The 17,358-nt window shown below is 68.9% G+C and carries 17 protein-coding genes; 11 read left to right on the top strand and 6 right to left on the bottom strand.

Going from position 1 to position 17,358, the window contains the following annotated elements:
* Nucleotides 1–86 precede the first annotated feature (86 nt).
* Together C6A87_RS02455 and C6A87_RS02450 are read right to left on the bottom strand one after the other, a co-directional pair.
* Nucleotides 87–701 carry a response regulator transcription factor gene (locus C6A87_RS02455; protein ID WP_311115812.1) on the bottom strand — a complete coding sequence of 205 codons (615 nt, stop codon included), beginning with the start codon at nucleotides 699–701 and terminating at the stop codon, nucleotides 87–89.
* Between the two features lie 107 nt (nucleotides 702–808).
* A complete protein-coding gene (locus C6A87_RS02450) occupies nucleotides 809–1,396 on the bottom strand; it encodes a LuxR C-terminal-related transcriptional regulator (RefSeq protein ID WP_311115811.1) in 588 nt (195 codons plus the stop codon).
* Nucleotides 1,397–1,944: 548 nt separating this feature from the next.
* Here C6A87_RS02450 and C6A87_RS02445 point away from each other — a divergent pair.
* From C6A87_RS02445 to C6A87_RS02435, 3 genes are all read left to right on the top strand, one after another.
* Nucleotides 1,945–3,174: an FAD-dependent oxidoreductase gene (locus tag C6A87_RS02445; RefSeq protein WP_311115810.1), complete on the top strand. Its 1,230-nt coding sequence runs from the start codon at nucleotides 1,945–1,947 to the stop codon at nucleotides 3,172–3,174.
* A 9-nt stretch (nucleotides 3,175–3,183) separates the two neighbouring features.
* Nucleotides 3,184–3,966 carry an SDR family oxidoreductase gene (locus C6A87_RS02440; RefSeq protein WP_311115809.1) on the top strand — a complete coding sequence of 261 codons (783 nt, stop codon included), beginning with the start codon at nucleotides 3,184–3,186 and terminating at the stop codon, nucleotides 3,964–3,966.
* A gap of 65 nt (nucleotides 3,967–4,031) precedes the next feature.
* Nucleotides 4,032–4,739: a hypothetical protein gene (locus C6A87_RS02435; RefSeq protein ID WP_311118160.1), complete on the top strand. Its 708-nt coding sequence runs from the start codon at nucleotides 4,032–4,034 to the stop codon at nucleotides 4,737–4,739.
* Here the strand turns inward: C6A87_RS02435 and C6A87_RS02430 are convergent.
* A complete protein-coding gene (locus tag C6A87_RS02430) occupies nucleotides 4,728–5,681 on the bottom strand; it encodes an L-lactate dehydrogenase (protein ID WP_311115808.1) in 954 nt (317 codons plus the stop codon). The genes C6A87_RS02435 and C6A87_RS02430 overlap by 12 nt on opposite strands.
* Nucleotides 5,682–5,829: 148 nt before the next feature.
* On the opposite strand from C6A87_RS02430, the gene C6A87_RS02425 reads away from it, so the two are divergent.
* From C6A87_RS02425 to C6A87_RS02405, 5 genes are read left to right on the top strand one after another with little or no spacing between them, the layout of a single operon-like run.
* Nucleotides 5,830–7,488: an ABC transporter substrate-binding protein gene (locus C6A87_RS02425; protein WP_311115807.1), complete on the top strand. Its 1,659-nt coding sequence runs from the start codon at nucleotides 5,830–5,832 to the stop codon at nucleotides 7,486–7,488.
* Entirely contained in the window at nucleotides 7,485–8,504 is a 1,020-nt protein-coding gene (locus tag C6A87_RS02420; RefSeq protein WP_311115806.1) for an ABC transporter permease, read from the top strand. The genes C6A87_RS02425 and C6A87_RS02420 overlap by 4 nt, the downstream gene beginning before the upstream one ends.
* Before the next feature lie 2 nt (nucleotides 8,505–8,506).
* Nucleotides 8,507–9,469, top strand: coding sequence for an ABC transporter permease (locus C6A87_RS02415; protein WP_311115805.1), 963 nt, complete (start codon nucleotides 8,507–8,509; stop codon nucleotides 9,467–9,469).
* Nucleotides 9,466–10,455: an ABC transporter ATP-binding protein gene (locus C6A87_RS02410; RefSeq protein ID WP_311115804.1), complete on the top strand. Its 990-nt coding sequence runs from the start codon at nucleotides 9,466–9,468 to the stop codon at nucleotides 10,453–10,455. The genes C6A87_RS02415 and C6A87_RS02410 overlap by 4 nt, the downstream gene beginning before the upstream one ends.
* Nucleotides 10,452–11,453, top strand: a complete 1,002-nt coding sequence (locus C6A87_RS02405) for a dipeptide ABC transporter ATP-binding protein (protein ID WP_311115803.1) — start codon at nucleotides 10,452–10,454, stop codon at nucleotides 11,451–11,453. The genes C6A87_RS02410 and C6A87_RS02405 overlap by 4 nt, the downstream gene beginning before the upstream one ends.
* Nucleotides 11,454–11,599: 146 nt before the next feature.
* Here the strand turns inward: C6A87_RS02405 and C6A87_RS02400 are convergent, their stop codons facing one another.
* Nucleotides 11,600–13,423, bottom strand: a complete 1,824-nt coding sequence (locus C6A87_RS02400; protein WP_311115802.1) for an Hsp70 family protein — start codon at nucleotides 13,421–13,423, stop codon at nucleotides 11,600–11,602.
* Nucleotides 13,424–13,494: 71 nt separating this feature from the next.
* Here C6A87_RS02400 and C6A87_RS02395 point away from each other — a divergent pair, with 71 nt between their 5' ends.
* Nucleotides 13,495–13,953, top strand: coding sequence for a nuclear transport factor 2 family protein (locus tag C6A87_RS02395; protein WP_311115801.1), 459 nt, complete (start codon nucleotides 13,495–13,497; stop codon nucleotides 13,951–13,953).
* Here C6A87_RS02395 and C6A87_RS02390 read toward each other — a convergent pair whose 3' ends face one another.
* Entirely contained in the window at nucleotides 13,954–14,652 is a 699-nt protein-coding gene (locus tag C6A87_RS02390; protein ID WP_396836973.1) for a L,D-transpeptidase, read from the bottom strand. It lies immediately after the preceding gene.
* 71 nt (nucleotides 14,653–14,723) lie between these two features.
* Here C6A87_RS02390 and C6A87_RS02385 point away from each other — a divergent pair, with 71 nt between their 5' ends.
* Nucleotides 14,724–16,217 carry a diacylglycerol kinase family protein gene (locus C6A87_RS02385; RefSeq protein WP_311115800.1) on the top strand — a complete coding sequence of 498 codons (1,494 nt, stop codon included), beginning with the start codon at nucleotides 14,724–14,726 and terminating at the stop codon, nucleotides 16,215–16,217.
* Here the strand turns inward: C6A87_RS02385 and C6A87_RS02380 are convergent.
* Nucleotides 16,171–16,833, bottom strand: coding sequence for a phosphatase PAP2 family protein (locus C6A87_RS02380; protein ID WP_311115799.1), 663 nt, complete (start codon nucleotides 16,831–16,833; stop codon nucleotides 16,171–16,173). The genes C6A87_RS02385 and C6A87_RS02380 overlap by 47 nt on opposite strands.
* 42 nt (nucleotides 16,834–16,875) lie before the next feature.
* Here C6A87_RS02380 and C6A87_RS02375 point away from each other — a divergent pair, with 42 nt between their 5' ends.
* Nucleotides 16,876–17,358 (top strand): hypothetical protein, encoded by a 483-nt coding sequence (locus C6A87_RS02375; RefSeq protein ID WP_311115798.1) that lies wholly within the window; start codon nucleotides 16,876–16,878, stop codon nucleotides 17,356–17,358.

Raw genomic sequence — 17,358 nt, 5'->3', positions numbered from 1 at the left:
CCTCCCTTAACGAGACCGACGCTAATGGGCCGCGTCGTGCGCGACGAGAGCCCACGGGGCAACCTTCGGGGCAACGAGCTTTCGCGCTAGAGCGCTCCCTGGCGCGCCATCACCGCGACGGCCTCGGCGCGCGTCCGGCAGTGCAGCTTGGCGAGTGTGTCGTGGACGATGTTTTTGACCGTGCGTTCGGAATAGCTCAATTCACCGGCGATCTCGCGGGTTGTGCTGCCCTGGGCGAGGAGTCGCAGCACGCTCAGTTCACGGCAGGCGAGCACGCCGCGATCGACCAGCGAGCCCGGACTGCTTCCGCAGCCGAGCAGCGGCGTCAGGATCGCCGACGGTATGGATCCGATGCCGCAGGCCACTGCCCGGCACGCAGCGACCAATGAGGCGGGGGTGATCTCCTCGCGTATCAGCAGCCCGGTGAATCCGGCCTTGACGGCGTTCTGCATCAGGGCCGAGGACCCCGCTTCCGCGATACCGACACATCGCGGTCCGTCGGCGGCGACGCAGGCCGCGGCCAGCGCGGCCGGCCCGTCGAGTTCAAGCAACCAGATCTCCGCAGCTGTCACGTCCGGTGCCGGAATGAGGTGCACGCTCTCTCCGACGATCGCGAACCCGGACGAGGTCAGGCAATGTGCGAGGCCGCGCCGGAAGATCGCGTTGGAGTCATCCACCCAGAGGGTGACCGTGTGCTCCATCGGTCCATTGAACCAACATCGCCGCCTCACCGGACTGGGTTGCGGTGCGTACCTTCGGGCATTCCGGCCGGGCGGTTTGCCCGTTGGTGCTGCCCCGATGGGAAATGTCAGATCATGCCGTGGCGAATCGCCTCCGCGACCACCTGGGCGCGGCTGCGCGCCTCCAGATGCCGCTCCGCATCGCGGATGGCGTACTTGACCGTCCGCTCGGAGCACCCGACGGTGTCCGAGATCTCCCGTGTCCCGTACCCCGCGGCCAGCAGCCGCAGTACCTTGAGGGACCGTTCGGGCAGGCCACCCCGCACGGTGCTCGCACCGGCGCCGGCGGCGACGACCCGAAGTCCGCTCGCGGCGGCATGGACGGCCGCGCCGAGCTGGCTCTCGGTGAGATGGCCACGGGGCAGAACTGCGACCACGTTGCCGGCGGTTGTCGCGCTCTCGCACGTGCCGGAGGCGTCACTGCAGACCAACGTCGGCCATTCTGATGCGATGTCGGTGGCAGCCCGGTCGGAGGCGATCACGACGTCGACGCCCTCAGGGACGGGCCCGGTGGGCCCTTCGAAGACGATGAGGATGTCGCTGCTTGTTTCCAGGCAGGCCCGAACTCCGCGCCGGAAGATGTGGTTCTCGTCGACTACCGCGACGCGAATCGCCCGGCGGCGGTTGTCGGCGGCTCGCTCGTTGCTCGCCTCCACTGGGCCCCCCTGGTGAAGCCACCCGACCAGGTGCCGAATTACGCAGTTCATTGTGCACCGTGGCGGCTCCTTTGTCGCGCATACCGGCGAAGAGAACGTCACCCACGAGCCCTCGGACCGCGACTGACGGCGAACCGACAAGATCAGATAGGTAAGCGACCCGCATCCCGGGGCAGCACCTCCGTCCGGCGAGCAGCGACAACCCGTTGCAGCAGCTAGCTTTTCGCGCTGCAAGTAGCTGTGTCGGCGTCCTCCGTTCGTCCGTACGCGGGCCGGTTGCGGGGCACACTTGAGCACGCTAGTTCAGCCAAGTGCTAGGAGGGCCGAGTGAAATACGCAATGACCTGGGCGTCGCGCCTCGGCGCTTCGGGCAAGGAGTATGAAGACTCCGCTCCATTGAACATTTTTCAGATCCATCCGAACTGACTTCAGGAACTCGATCGACTGAGTGATCGCGATCGCGCTGGTGTGGTGTGACTGCCCGGCGAATCGGAGGTGATGCTGCCGGAACGCCTATCTGAGTCGGCCGAAGTGGCACCATGATCCGGGTGAGTGACACCACCACCTGCGCCGTGGTCGGCGGTGGCCCTGCCGGCATGGTGCTCGCCCTGCTGCTGGCCCGGGCAGGCGTCGAGGTGACGGTGCTGGAGAAGCACGGGGATTTCCTGCGCGACTTCCGTGGCGACACCGTGCACCCGACCACATTGCGGCTGCTCGACGAGCTCGGCCTGTGGCCGAAATTCGCCGCGCTGCCGCACAGTGAACTGCGGCGGGCGACGCTGGAGGTGGCGCCCGGGCGGTCCGTCACGATGGTCGATTTCGGCCGGTTGCGCCAGCCCCACCCGTACATCGCGATGGTGCCGCAGTGGGATCTGCTCAACCTGCTCGCCGAGGCCGGCGAAGCCGAGCCGACGTTCACGCTGCGGATGCGCACCGAGGTCACCGGACCGGTGCGCGACGGTGACCGCGTCACCGGCGTCCGCTACCGCGACGACGACGGTCCCGGAGAGCTGCGCGCCGACCTGACCATCGCCTGCGACGGCCGCAATTCCGTTCTGCGGCAACAGACCGGTCTGCGACTGCGCGAGTTCCCGGTGAGCTTCGACGTGTGGTGGTTCCGGCTCCCCCGCCCCGACGACGATGCCATCTACACCCTGTTCCCCCGGCTCGCGCCGGGCAAGGCGATGATCGTGATCCCGCGGCAGGACTACCTGCAGATCGCGCTGTTGATCCCGAAGGGCGCCGACGCCGAACTGCGGGCCAGGGGTCTCGACGCGTTCCACGCCGACGTGCTGGCGCTGCTGCCCGAAGCGGGCGCGGCCGTCGGCACCATCACCACGCTCGACGACGTCAAGTTCCTCGATGTGCGGCTGAACCGGTTGCGGCGCTGGCACACCGACGGTCTGCTGTTCCTCGGCGACGCCGCTCACGCGATGTCCCCGGCCGGCGGGGTCGGCATCAACGTGGCGATCCAGGACGGCGTGGCCGCGGCCCGGCTGCTGGCCGCACCGCTGCGCGAGGGCACGGTGACGCCGCGGCGACTGGCCTCGGTGCGGCGCAGGCGCGTCGTCCCGACCGTGCTCACCCAGGCCTTGCAGCGCCTGATCGACCGGCGGTTCCTCGGCCCCATCGTGCACGGACACCTGGCCGGTCCACCCACGGCGCTGCTGCGCGTGGTCGAGCGCGCGCCCTGGCTGGCGGTCGTTCCCGCCTACCTCGTCGGCGTCGGGGTGCGGCCCGAGCGCGCACCGGACTTCGCGCGGAGGCCGCCCGCGTAGGGTCACCCTGTGACCGATGCCGCCGCGCCCAACCCGTTCGACCTGACCGGCCACGTCTCCGTGGTGACCGGCGGCGGCTCCGGGATAGGGCTGGGCATGGCCGAGGGGCTGGCACGCGCCGGGGCCACGGTCGCGATCCTGGGCCGTTCCGCGCAGCGGCTGGAGTCGGCCGCGGCGACCCTGCGCGCACACGGCAATCCGGTGCTGCCGCTGGTCTGCGACGTCACCGACGAACCGGCCGTCACCGACGCGATGGCGCGCATCCGGAGCGAATTCGGTTACCTGGACTCATGTTTCGCCAACGCCGGCATCCGCGGCACATTCACCCCGACGCTGGAGACGTCGCTGGCCGAGTTCCGCGCGGTGACCAGCGTCGACCTCGACGGTGTGTTCGTGACGCTGCGGGAGGCGGCGCGGCAGATGGTCGAGGCCGGCCGTGGCGGCAGCCTGGTCGGTGTGTCGAGCCTGGGCGCGCTGCAGGGCATGCCGCGGCAGCCGGCCTACGCGGCGTCCAAGGCCGCGGTGACGTCGCTGATCGACAGCATGGCGGTGGAGCTGGCCCGCTACGGCATCCGCGCCAACACGATCCAGCCCGGCTGGTTCGACACCGAGATGACCGCCGACGGGCTGGCCGACGAGCGGTTCAGCGCACGGGTGCTGCCGCGGGTGCCGGTGCGGCGATGGGGCACCGCCGACGACGTCGCCGGTGTCGCCGTCTATCTGGCCGGCCCGGCCAGCGCCTACCACACCGGCGACGTGCTGCGTCTCGACGGCGGCTACCTGAAGTTCTAGCCCGCCCTGGCAAACACCCCGACGTTTGAGCTCCGGGATCGACGGACATCAAGAGGACCGTGACCATGCTGCCGATGCTGCCCACCCCCGACGTGCAGATCACCGACGCCGGGGTGGACGCCGCGTTGACCGCCGCGGTGCGCATCATCAACCCACTGCTCGACGTGTTGTGGGGGATGGACCCGTTCGCGCTGAAGCGTCGCGACGACGGCATCGGCCAGTTCCTCAACGCCGTCGACCTGCCCGGCACGGCGGCGTGGGACGACATGGACGCCGAGGACCGGATCGACTGGTGGGTGTGGCGGGTCGGCGCGGTGAACACCGTCGCGGTCGCCTTTCCCGGGGTGCTGGGGGTTCTGGGGCGCAGGCTGCCGATCCAGGATCTGCTCGGGTTCGTCAGTCAGGCCACCGTGCTGGTCGCGGTGGCGCGTGAACTCGGCCTGACCGACCCACGCGCGCAGGTGCGCATGCTGGCTGCGGTGCTGTGCGACCGCGATCTGTCGGTGATCGTGTACGAGCCGAGCGCCGCCCGCCCGCTCACCCGCATCCCGCAGCACCCGGCCGGCGTCGTCAAGGCGTGGTGGAATCTGGTCGGTCTGTTCGACGCGATCGGCGACGAACTCGCCAAGCGCCCGCAACCTCGGGCGCCGTTCCGCTTGTTGGGGCTGGTGCCGGGTGTCGGCGCGGTGGCCTCCTACTTCGGCGAGTGCGGTGCGCTGGCGAGGTCGGCGAAGCACGGCCGGCGCTGGGTCGCGCGCCAGTCACAGCCCTAGCGACTGCTGGGCCTGCCGCAACGTCTCCGCCGAGGCCAGCAGGCCTTCCCGCTCCGCGTCCGACACCGACACCTCCAGCACCTGGCCGGTCCCCCGCCCGGAGATGACCGTCGGCAACGACAGCGCCACCCCCGAGATCCCGAGAGCCCCCTGTTGCACGGTGGACACCGGCAACACGCGGTGCTGGTCGCCGAGTACGGCCTCGATGATGCGGGCCGACGACAGCCCGATGGCCAGGTTGGTCGCGCCCTTGCCTTCGATGATCGCGTACGCGGCGTTGACCACCTCCGCTGAGATCCGGCGCTGGTTCTCCTCGTCGAAGACGAGCACACCGTCGCGGCGGAACCGAGCGGCGGGAACTCCGCCGATCGACACGCTCGACCACAGCGAGATCTCCGAGTCACCGTGCTCGCCGACGATGAAGCCGTGCACGTTGGCGACCGCGAGGTCGGCCTGCTCGGCGATCAGATAGCGGAACCTGCTGGAGTCCAACACCGTTCCGGATCCGAAGACGTGTCCCGGAGCGGCGTCGACGGCCCGGGTGGCCGCGAAGGTGACGACGTCGACCGGGTTGGTGACGAAAATGATGATGGCGTTGGGTGAATGCGCGAGAAGTTGCGGAGTCAGCTCCTGGGCCATCGCGACGTTGGCCGCGGCGAGATCGAGCCGGCTCTGCCCCGGCTTCTGTTTGGCGCCCGCGGTGACCACGACGACCGCCGAACCCGCTGTCACGGCGATGTCGTCGGAGCCCGTGATGCGGCAGTGCGGAACGAACTGGCTGCCGTGGTTGAGGTCGAGCACCTCGGCGCGCACCTTGGCGACATTGACGTCGTAGAGGGCGAGCGCTCCGGCTGAGCCCCGGATCAGACACGCGTACGCGATCGCGGTGCCGACGCTGCCCATCCCGACGATCGCGACCTTGTTGTTCTGTTCGACTGGCATCGCCCCATTGTCGCCCCGAACCGGCCTGACTGGAAGAAACCTGTGAAACTCGAGTTGCCGATCGGAAAAATTCCTCCAAGATGCTTAACGGTTCGAATAAGTAAGCGGAACGATTCACGGAATTCACCGATAACAGCAGGGGACCGCAATGCACCTACCGCGCGTGGCGCGACAAGCACTGACCATCGCCTGGATCGTCGCGCTGGCGGCCTCCGGGGCGACGGCCTGCGGCAGCGACGACAGTTCCGGCGGAGGCGGTGGCGGAGGCGGCGAGATCACCGTGTCGGCGACCTCGTTCCCCGACTACGTCGATCCGCAGATGTCCTACACCGTGGAGGGCTGGGAGGTGCTGTGGAACGTCTACACCCCGCTGTTGACCTACAAGCACGAGGCGGGTGAGGAGGGCACCAAGGTGGTGCCGGGGCTGGCCGAGTCATTGCCGGAGATCTCGCCCGACGAGCTGACCTACAAGCTCAAACTGCGGCCGAACATGAAGTACTCCGACGGCACGCCGATCAAGGCGTCCGACTTCAGCTACGCGATCCAGCGCCTGTTCAAGACCGATTCGGGCGGCTCGGTGTTCTTCAACGTGATCGTCGGCGCCAGGGAGTACGCCGACGGCGCCGCCGACACCATCACCGGCATCACCACCGACGACGCCACCGGTGACATCACGATCCAGTTGACCCAGCCCAACGGCACTTTCGACAATCTTCTCGGCCTGATGTTCGCCGCGCCCGTCCCACCGAGCACCCCGCTGGACACCGACGCCACGAACAGCCCGCCACCGGCCAGCGGACCGTTCATGATCTCCTCGGTCGAAGCTCCGAGACGACTGACGCTGGAACGCAATCCGCAGTTCCAGACCGTCAAGGACGCCGGCGCCGACGAGGTCCCCGACGCGGAAGTCGACAGGATCAACCTGGTCGAGAACAAGAACCAGGGCGCGCAGGTCACCGACATCATCCAGAACAAGGTCGATTTCATGATGGACCCACCGCCGTCGGACCGGTTGCAGGAACTCAAGGCGCGCTATTCCGACCGGTTCCGCATGGAGGAGTCGATCAACACCTACTACATGTTCATGAACACCGAACGCGCGCCGTTCAACGACCTGAAGGTGCGCCAGGCGATCAACTACGCCATCGACCCGGAAGCGCTGAACCGGATCTTCGGTGGCCGGTTGCACCCGACCCAGCAGATCCTGCCACCCGGGATGCCCGGCTACCAGGAGTACAAGCTCTATCCGGGGCCCGATCTGGACAAGGCCAGACAGCTGATCGCCGAAGCGAACCCGGCCGACCGCGACATCACGGTCTGGACCGACGACGAGCCGGACCGCAAGCGGATCGGCGAGTACTACCACGATCTGCTGAGCCAGCTGGGCTTCAACGCCACCCTGAAGGTCATCGCCGGGGACGTGTACTGGACGACTATCGGCAACCAGTCCACCCCAGACGTGGACACCGGGTTCGCCGACTGGTTCCAGGACTTCCCGCACCCGGACGACTTCTTCCGCCCGCTGCTGCACGGCGACAGCATTCTGCCGACGAACGGGAACAACCTGTCGCGGGCGAACATCCCGGCCAACAACGCCAGGATGGACGAGCTGCTGACCAAGCAGATCAGCGACGAGGGTGTCGAGCAGCAGTACGCCGATCTCGACCGGGCGTACATGGAGCAGGCGGTGTGGGCGCCCTACGGCAACGAGCAGTTCACCACGTTCCTGTCCGAGCGGATGGACTTCGACAAGTCCTATCACCACCTGCTGTTCAAACAGGACTTCACCTCGTTCGCGCTGAAGTGACCGACGTCGTCGCCGTCCCCGCGGCACCTCCCGGGACCCCCACGTCGCAGACCCAGGGCCGAAGCCCGTGGTATCTGGCGTGGCTGCGCCTGCGCCGCAACAAGATGGCACTCGGCTGCGGTGTGTTGTTCGTGCTGGTGGTTCTGCTGTGCCTGGCGGCGCCGTGGTGGGCCCAGCACGTGGCGCACACCGGACCCAACGACAACCACATCACCGACACCATCGTCATCGACGGCGTGGCCACCGACATCGTGTCGCCCGACGGCACGCCGCTGGGGCCGGGTCTGCACGGGCGCTACCTGCTCGGGGCCGACCAGAACGGCCGCGACGTGATGGTCCGGTTGCTCTACGGCGGACGCACGTCGATCTACATCGGCCTGGCCGCCGCCGCGGTCACCACCGTGCTGGCCGTCGTGGTCGCGTTGCTGGCCGGCTACTTCCGCGGGTGGATCGACGCGGTGCTGTCCCGGGTGCTCGACGTGATCTGGGCGTTTCCGGTGCTGCTACTGGGCATCGCGCTGGGCACCGCGCTCGCCGTGGGTGGCCTGAAGCTGGGAGTTGTTGCCGTTGCCGGGGATTCGATCTGGATTCCGATCCTGATCATCGGGCTGGTGTACGTGCCCTACATGGCACGCCCGCTACGCGGGGAGATACTCGCGTTGCGCGAGAAGGAGTTCGTCGAGGCCGCGGTCGCCCAGGGCATGGGGCCGCTGCGCATCATGGTTGGCGAGCTGCTGCCGAACATCATCTCGACGATCATCGTGTTCTTCACGCTGAACATCGCCAACAACATGCTGCTGGAGTCGGCGCTGAGCTTCCTCGGCGCCGGGGTCAGGCCGCCGAACGCGTCCTGGGGCACGATGATCGCCGACGGCTACCAGATGATCTACACCGCACCTCATCTGACGATCGTTCCGGGCCTGATGATCGTGGTGACGGTGTTGGCGCTCAACGTCTTCGGTGACGGCCTGCGCGACGCGCTGGATCCCAAGGCCCGAATCCGGTTGGAGCACTGAACATGGCACGCTTCGTGGCACGACGGGTGCTGGGCATGATCGCGGTGCTGTTCGCGATCTCGGTGATCGTGTTCCTGATCTTCAACGTCATCCCGAACTCGGACCCGGCGGCGCGCATCGCGGGCAAGAACGCCGATCCGCAGCTGATCGCCCGGGTCAACGCCGACCTCGGGCTCGACCAGCCGCTGCCGGTCCAGTACGTCACGATGATGAAGGAGATCTTCACCGGTCAGCTGACCTCCTATGCCAGCCATCGCAATGTGGTCGAACAGATCTGGGAGGGACTGCCTGCCACCTTCTCGCTGTGCATCGGCGCCGCGGTGATCTGGATGTCGCTGGCGGTGCTGTTCGGGTATCTCAGCGCCGTGCACGCGGGCAGGTTCGCCGACCGCGCGCTGACAATACTGTCCCTGGTCGGGATCTCGGTGCCGGTGTTCTGGCTGGCCGCGATCCTGCTCTACTTCCTGAGCTTCAAGGTCCAGCTGTTCCCGACCGGGAGCTATGTGGAGCTGACCGAGGACCCGCTGGGCTGGGCGTATCACCTTGTGCTGCCGTGGTTCACGCTGGCGGTGCTGTTCATCGGGTTCTACAGCCGGGTGCTGCGGTCCAACATGCTCGACGCGATGAACGAGGACTACGTGCGCACGGCCAGGGCCAAGGGTCTCAGCGAGCGGCAGGTGCGGGTTCGGCATGTGTTGCGCAACTCGATGATTCCGATCATCACCCTGTTCGGCCTGGATTTCGGGATGGTCGTGGGCGGCGGGGCGATCCTCACCGAGACGGTCTACAACCTCGACGGGGTGGGCCTCTACGCCGGGGAGGCGATCCGCAGCCTGGACCTGCCGCCCCTGATGGCGGTCACGCTGTTCGGCGCGTTCTTCATCGTTCTGTTCAACACGGTGGTCGACATCGCCTACGCGGTACTCGATCCCCGAATCCGGTTGGGAGAGGCGGCAGTCGCGTGACACCCTTGTTGACGGTCGAGGACCTGCGGGTCAGTTTCGCCACCGAGGACGGCGTCGTCCGCGCGGTCGACGGGGTGTCGTTCGACCTGGCGCCCGGCGAGATCCTGGCCATCGTCGGCGAATCCGGCTGCGGCAAGAGCGTCACCGCCCAGACGCTGACCGGGTTGACCCGTTCGCCCAACACCCGGGTCACCGGTTCGGTCACCTACCGGGGACAGGAGCTGACCGGTCTGGACGAGGACGCCCTGCGCGGTATCCGCGGCGAGGAGATCGCGATGGTGTTCCAGGATCCGATGTCCTCGTTGAACCCGGTGTACCGGGTCGGGGATCAGATCGTGGAGATGATCCGGGCCCATCGCGACATGTCCAAGAAGGAGGCCGAGCAACGTGTCGTCGAACTGCTCGGTTCGGTGGGGATCCCCAATCCGCAAGGGCGGGCGCGCAATTACCCGCACGAGTTCTCCGGGGGCATGCGGCAGCGGGTGATGATCGCGATGGCGCTGGCGGTGGAGCCCGCGGTGTTGATCGCCGACGAGCCGACGACCGCACTGGACGTGACGGTGCAGGCCCAGATCCTGCGGCTCCTCGCCGATCTGAACCGGGATCGCGGCCTGGCGGTCGTGCTGATCACCCATGATCTCGGTGTGGTCGCCGAGGTCGCCGACCGGGTGGTGGTGATGTACGCCGGCCAGATCGTCGAGGACGGCAGCCTCGACGACATCTTCTATGCGCCGTCACATCCCTACACCTGGGGGTTGTTGGGTTCCCTTGCGCGGCTGGACCAGCCACGCACCGAGCGGCTCGCGCAGATCTCGGGCGCGCCGCCGTCGCTGCTGGATCCGCCGTCGGGGTGCCGGTTCGCCCCGCGCTGCGCGTTCGAGTTCGACCGGTGCGCCGCGCCACCGCCGCTGGCGCCCGGTGGCGTCGTCACCCACCTCGATCGCTGCTGGCTGGGCGAGGACGCGAAAGCGACGGTGCGGCCGTGAGCGCCCCGCTGCTGGAGGTGACCGACCTCGTCAAGCACTTCCCGATCAAATCGGGGCTGCTCGTCGAGCGCGAGGTGGGCCGCGTCCGCGCCGTCGACGGGGTCAGCCTGACGCTGGAGGAGGGCCAGACGCTCGGGCTGGTCGGTGAATCCGGCTGCGGAAAGTCGACGTTGTGCCGGGCCATCCTGCAGTTGACCGCGCCCACGTCGGGATCGGTGCGCTTTCAGGGGCAGGAGCTGGTCGGGATGTCGCGGCGGGAACTGCGTCCGCTGCGGCGCCAGATGCAGATGATCTTCCAGGATCCGTTCTCGTCGCTGAATCCGCGCAAACGGATCGGGCAGATCATCGGCGAGCCCATGCGGCTGCACGGTCTGGCCGACGGCGCCGACCTCACCCGGCAGGTGCAGGAGCTGTTGGACCGGGTGGGCCTTCGCGCCGAGCATTTCAACCGGTACCCGCACGAGTTCTCCGGCGGCCAGCGGCAGCGCATCGGGATCGCCCGCGCGCTGGCGCTGCGTCCGAAGCTCATCGTCGCCGACGAGCCGGTCTCCGCGCTCGACGTGTCGGTGCAGGCCCAGATCGTGAACCTGCTCAAGGATCTGCAGGAAGAGTTCGGCCTGTCCTATCTGTTCGTCGCGCACGACCTCGGAGTGGTGCGCCACGTGTCGGACCGGGTCGCGGTGATGTACCTGGGGAAGATCGTGGAGGACTCGCGCACCGACGACCTGTATGGGCACCCGGTGCACCCGTATTCGGACGCGTTGCTGTCGGCGGTGCCGATCCCGGACCCCCGCCGCAATGCGGCCCGCGAACGCATCGTCCTCGAAGGTGATGTGCCGAGCCCGTCGAATCCTCCGTCCGGGTGCCGCTTCCACACGCGCTGCCCGTGGAGCACCGAGGTCTGCTCCGCCGAGGAGCCGGCAATGGCGGCGTACGGGACCGGGCATGCGGCGGCCTGCCACCATCCGCTGGAGGCCGCTGCCCCGCTGCCGGGCTGACGAAAAGAAGTCGGCCCGATCGGCTGTCCCCTCCGCAGCCGATCGAACCGACGCTGCAAACATATGCGTGGGGTGCCCGGGGAGGAATCGGGGAAATCCCTAGTTTCTTTCCCTGGCAAGAACCAAGATCAGGCCGAAACCGCCGGTCAAGCGCCGTCCGGGTCCAGGATCTGGTCGGGGAGGCCGAACGGCAGCTCCAGATAGGTGGTGATCACCGGCGGCGCGACCGTGGCCGGCGGCTCGACCGGTTCCGGTTCCGGCGGCGGTGGCGGCGCCTGCGTGGTCGTCGGCGGCGGTGCCTGGGTGGTCGTCGGCGGCGGTGCCTGGGTGGTTGTGGTCGGCCGCGTGGTGGTGGGCTGGGTGGTGGTGGGCTGCGTCGTGGTTGTGGTGGTGGTCGTCGTCGGGGTCGTAGTCGTCGTCGTGGTGGTCGTCGTCGTGGTCGTAGTCGTCGTCGTGGTGGTGGTCGGTGTGGTGGTCGTCGGGACGGCGGTCGGCGCGGTCGTCACCACCGGCGGGGCGACCGGCGCAGGCGGTTCGACCGTCCGTGGGGGCTGCACGGGTTGCTGGGGGACCGTCTGCACCGGCGGCGGCTCCGGCGAGGGCACCAGCGCGCTGCTCAACGGCACGTTGCCCGGCGTGGGCCGGTTCGGCTCCGGGCTGTCGAGACTGGTCAACGCGATCGCCGCGCCGCCGACCGCCAGCAGCGCGACCGCGGCGACCAGACCGGTCAGTGACAGCGGCAGCCGCGAGCCCCCGCCGGCGCCGTCGTCACGGTCGTCGGGCGCGATGACCTCGGTCTCGTACTCCCCGGACAGCGCGTACGGATTGGGCCGTTCTTCGGGGATCTCGCCGGTGAACGGGACGATGTCGTCGTCGCGCAGATCGTCCTGCGACCACGCCAGCGCGTAGGTGCTGTCGGCTTCGACGGTGGCGACCGTGACGGTCTCGGCACTGCGGCCGTACGCGGCGACCAGCGCGGCCCCGGCGGCCGCATCCAGCGCGGGCCGTGGCGTGGTCACCACCGGCACCCGGAACCGCTGCGAAACCTGTTGCGCGACAAGAGGGATTGCCGATCCTCCGCCGACGAGCGCGACCGAGGAGACGGCGCCGAGGCCGATCTCGTTCCGTGCCAGCGCCTGCTCGAGCGCGTCGAAGACGCCGTCGAGCGGCCGGGCGATGAGCTCTTCGAGCTCGCCCCGGGTCAGCCGGACGTCGCCGCGGTGGCCGGGCAGGTCGACGGGCAGGTCGGTCGCGGTCTGCAGCGACAGGCGTTCCTTGGCGGCGCGGCACTGCTCACGCAGCGCGGCCAGCGATCCCACCGCCGCCGTCTGCTCGGGATCGACGCCGCCACCGACCCCGGCCAGCACGTGGCTGAGCACGGTCTGGTCGATCTGGTCGCCGGCGAACTCCGCGAACCGCTGGGTGTCGCCGATCGGGGTGAACGCCGACGCGGCGTCGGCCAGCGTGATGCTGGTGCCGCCCCCGCCGAGATCGAGCAGCACCACCACGCCGCGGCGGTCCAGCCCCGGGTCGGCGTTGAGCGCGGTCAGCGCGGCGTCGGCGTCCGGGATCAGCCGCGGCAGCGCGCCCCCGGGGGTGAGGACGGCGCTGGCCTGCAGCGCCCCGGCGAGCGCCGCCGTCGACCGGGCAGACCAGTACGACGGCACGGAGATCGCCACGTCGGACGGCGCGTCCGGGGCGGCCAGGCCGGCCATCGTCTCCAGCGCCTCGACGACCAGCTGCTCGGCCGGATAGGACGAGCCGTCGGCGGCGACCAGCGGCACCGGGTCCCCGACGCGTTCGACGAACCCGGACAGCACCACCCCGCCGGGGCGTCCACTCGCCGCACCGACCTCGGGGGCGGTGTGGCCGTACAGGGTCAGCACCGAACGCCGGATCACCGGCTGCCGGCCGACTGTTGCCGCCGCGAGGTTGGTGGTTCCGATGGACAACCCCAACGCTTCGCTCATGATTGAGGCCACCCTAAACGATTTCGCGACCGCAGCCACGGACGAACCGGCGTGTGTGCTGCAATGGCGCCATGAGTGACATCGACGACATCAAGCAGGTCAAGTATCGCTACCTCCGGGCCCTGGACACCAAGAACTGGGACGAGTTCGCCGACACTCTCACCGAGGACGTCGTCGGCCGCTACGGCGAGTCGATCGGCGAGGAGCACCACTTCACCGACCGCGACGACCTGGTGAACTTCATGCGCAACTCGCTGGGACCGGAGATCCTCACCGAGCACCGGGTCAACCACCCCGAGATCACCGTCGACGGCGACGAGGCCAAGGCGACCTGGTACCTGCAGGACCGGGTGATCGCACCCGACTTCAACTTCATGCTGATCGGCGCCGGCTTCTACCACGACAGGTACCGCCGCACCGCCGACGGCTGGCGGATCTGTGAGACCGGATACGACCGCACCTACGACGCGTCGATGAGCCTGGACGCGTTGAACTTCAAGGTGAAGGCCGGACGCGCGATCAACCTCTGATCACTCGGTGATCGCGATCATCGCGCCCGGCCGCAGCCAGCGCATGATCGTCACCAGCGTGGCGTCGTCGATCGCGACGCAGCCCGCGGTGGCGGCGCCGGTGGTGCCGTGCACGAAGAACGCGCTGCCCTTACCCGGGATCCGTTGCTTGTTGACCCCCATCACCACCGCGTGCGCGTACTGCGGGATGTCGAGGTTCTCGGTTCCGGCGCCTGAGGTCGCGAAGGGGCAGTTCTCCCGCTCGCACACCTGCATGGTGTTGTAGGTGGGGCTCGCGACGTCGCCGTCCCACCAGTGGTTTCGGCCGACCTGGACGTATTTCAGCCCGCTGCCGGGATCCGGTTGGGTGCCGAACGCGAAGTCGAGGGAGTAGATCCCCGCCGGGGTCATCTTCGATCCCTCGAAGTGGTTCGCCGACATGCCCTTTGACCCGATCTTGGCGGGGACGCCGATGCCGCCGGCCACCGGCTGCCAGCCGGCCGCGGTGCGTTCCCACACGTCGAGCTTGGCGTCCGACCCGCCGGTACCCGTGACCGCGAGCACCTGGGTGGCGCCGCCGACCGAATTCGCGAACCACGGCGCGAAGTCGGCCGAGGCGGGCGCAGCGCCCAGCAGTACCGCCAGGTTCGCCACGCCGAGCGCAATGACCAGACGACGCAGCACATTTCGGAGCGGCTCGGGTCGCGGCGCGGTCGGCATGCCCCAACTGTGCCATTCGGACGCACCCGCACCGCGCTACAACACGTCAGAAGGGCACGTAGGTTGGCGTCATGGACTTTCTGCCCATCCGGCGGCGCGGCCGCGGAATCCGCCAGATCGGGGCCGGTCTCGGCACTCTGGACCGCGAGGTGTTCGAGGCGATAGCCGACTCCCCCAGCCCGCTGATCGACGCGGTGATGCCACCGCTGACCAGGGCCGCCGACCATTCCAAGCTGTGGTTCGCGATCGCGGCCGGGCTGACGCTGTTCGGCAATTCCGCGGCGCGGCGCGGCGCGGCCCGCGGGGTGATGAGCCTCGCGGTGACCAGCCTGCTGACCAACCAGATCGCCAAACGGGTCTGGAAGCGGGAGCGGCCCAACCGGGTCCTCGTGCCGCTGGCCCGGCAGACCCGTCGGCAACCGACGTCGAACTCACTGCCGTCGGGACATTCGGCCAGCGCCGCGGCGTTCGCGGTGGGCGTCGGGCTGGAGAACGCCGCGCTGGGCCTGCCCCTGTCCTTACTGGCGGGGCTGGTCGGCATGTCGCGGGTGGCCACCGGCGCGCACTACCCGGGCGACGTGCTGGCCGGGTTCGGTCTGGGCGCAGGCATCGCGGTGCTGGGCGCGCGTGTGGTGCCGCCGGCTGTCGAGACCCGGCTGCCCACCGCGTCGCCGCTGCGGGTGGACACCCCGGCCCGCCCCGAGGGCAAGGGCTTGGTGCTGGTCATCAATCCGGCCTCGGGCAGCGGGACCGGCGACCGGGTGCTGCACGAGGTCAAGGCCGCGCTTCCGCAGGCCGAGATCGTCGAGCTCGGCGAGGGCGACGACTTCGACGAGGCGATCCGGGCGGCCGCGCAGCGGGCGGAGGTGCTCGGGATCGGTGGCGGCGACGGCACGGTGGCTGTCGCGGCAGGCGTCGCGATCGAGGCGGGCATCCCGCTCGCGGTGTTCCCGGCGGGGACGTTCAACCACTTCGCCAGGGACATCGGCTGCGATACCGCTGCCAGGACCATCGAGGCGATCCAGCGCGGCTGGGTGTCGTGTGTCGACATGGTCTGCCTCAACGAGAAGCAGATGGTGATCAACACCGCGAGCATCGGCGCCTATCCGAGGTTCGTCGAGACGCGGGAAAAGCTCGAGCACAAGATCGGCAAGCCGCTGGCCGGTGTCTATGCCATGTTCCACACGCTGCGCCGCTCCCTGCCGGTCCGGATCTGCTACGACAACCACACCCTGCAGACGTCGCTGTTCTTCCTGGGCAACTCGACCTATCTGCCGTCGGGCTTCGCGCCGGCGCGACGAACCCGGATGGACGACGGGCTGCTCGACGTCCGGATCCTGGAGACCGGCCGGCGGCTGAGCAGGCTCCGCATCCTGACCGCGTTGATGCTTGGCCGGCTGGAGCGCAGCCCGCTGTATCACGAGATGCGGGTGCCGGAGTTCTCGTTCGAATCGGTGGACGGGCCGACGGTGCTGGCGCTGGACGGCGAGGTCGGCACCGAGGTGACCAAGGCCAGTTTCAGCGTGCGGTATCGAGCTCTTCCCGTGTTCCGGCCGCTGCCCTGACCGGCTTCACCAGCAGCAGGCATCCGACGAAGTACGCATAGCCCAGGCCCCAGCCCGCGACGACGTCCGACGGGTGGTGCACGTTGAGCACCACCCGCCCGGCGCCGATGGTCAGGATCAGCAGCACACCGAGCGCGATCAGCGCGGTGCGCCACCGTGGACGGACCACCGGCAGCGCGACGGTGAGCAAGGCCGCCACCGAGACCATCACGCCGAGGGCGTGGCCGGACGGGAACGCCGACGACATCGCCGACACCATTGCGGTGTCGGGCCGGGGCCGGTCGGCGATGTGCTTGGCCGCCTCGGTGAGCGGACCGCTCAGTTCCACTGTGAGCAGCAGGAACACCGCGAGCCGGTATCTGCGCCGGGTCAGCGCGATCACGATGACGACCAGCACCGCCAGCCGGAACGCGCCGGGCCCCAGCACGGTGCAGAACACGTCCCAGCCGGTCACCCAGCCGGGGCGGGTGGCGGCGAACCGGTAGGCGGCATCGAGTGCGGCGGTGTCGATGCCGACCAGCCACGGCCATCCCTGCACGTAGCCCAGCCACATCAGCAGGTACACCGCGAATGCCGCCACGGCGCTGCCGACCAGCCATCCGGTGCGCAACCTCACCTGACAAGCTGTACCACCGGTCGGCTGAGCTACCGTTCGGTCATGACCGTATTTCTGCGGAAGCTGTTCCGAATCGGCAAGCTTCCCAGCGCGTTGCGCGCGGAGGTCGAGGCCGAGGGCGTGCTGTTCATGTCCGAGTACGTGGCCGTCACCCGGCGGTTCCGGGGGTCGGTGCCCGGCCTGCGGTCCAGCGGCAGCATCGCCAGCTACGTCGGTTCGCTGGTGATCACCAACGAGCGGGTGCTGGCGACGCTGTCCTCGGTGCCGAAGCTGGCCGGCCTCACCATGGACGTGCGCTGGGACGCGCCGCAGTCGGGCGCGGTCACGGCCGAGCTGTCCGAGACCGGCCTTCAGCTCGACGTCGACGTCGCCGCGGTGGACCCGCGTTGCTCCGGTGAGCTGTCGCTGCACTACAAGGAGCACATCCCGGCCGATGTGCTGGCCCGGCTGCCCCGCACCACGCTGGCCTACGACGTGCCGCCGGAGTTCGTGTTCCGCACCGTCGGGGTCCCGTATCACCCCTGA

The organism is Mycobacterium sp. ITM-2016-00317 (assembly GCF_002968295.1).
Lineage (GTDB): Bacteria > Actinomycetota > Actinomycetes > Mycobacteriales > Mycobacteriaceae > Mycobacterium.
This window is presented reverse-complemented; position numbering and strand designations above follow the sequence as displayed.